This is a genomic window from Vibrio sp. 1151_11 (genome assembly GCF_029478525.1).
In the GTDB taxonomy this organism is placed as follows: Bacteria; Pseudomonadota; Gammaproteobacteria; order Enterobacterales; family Vibrionaceae; genus Vibrio; species Vibrio anguillarum.
Window position 1 is genome coordinate 1 of the sequence record NZ_SHMN01000108.1, and the last position, 411, is coordinate 411.

1 pseudogene is annotated in these 411 nt (G+C 41.8%); it reads left to right on the plus strand.

Annotation, left to right across the window (positions count from 1 at the left end):
• Positions 1-319: 319 nt before the first annotated feature.
• A pseudogene (locus tag EXZ60_RS18980) lies at positions 320-411 on the plus strand (zinc chelation protein SecC); the annotation flags it as partial.

Here is a 411-nt window from a genome sequence, read left to right on the forward strand (position 1 = left end):
TATGTGATGATTATTTATTGCTTAAGTTCAGCCATGAGAACATGGAATTTACCGTTCAATTTCAACTCGATTTAGCTGATAAAAACTCACTTTGCCTAACGCCCGGCTAAGGGGTTGACAACGCACCGCCGAACTCAAAAAACACACTGTAAACACTAGACTTCAATTTTGCACTGAAACCGCCACGCGTTGGCAATCCCTCTTGAGCCGTTTGTTATACCGTGATCCGATGCATATTGTAGGAACTTCTTTATCAATTGCCATAGTGCCGTATAATCGCGGCTAAATTACACCACAACAATCCATCAGTGAGTTGCAAATGTCCAAACTATTTTTCAAAGGTCGAATCGATGCTAGACAAAACCACGTCATTTCAGGCTACAACGTAAACCGTGATGTAAAAGCAGGCAC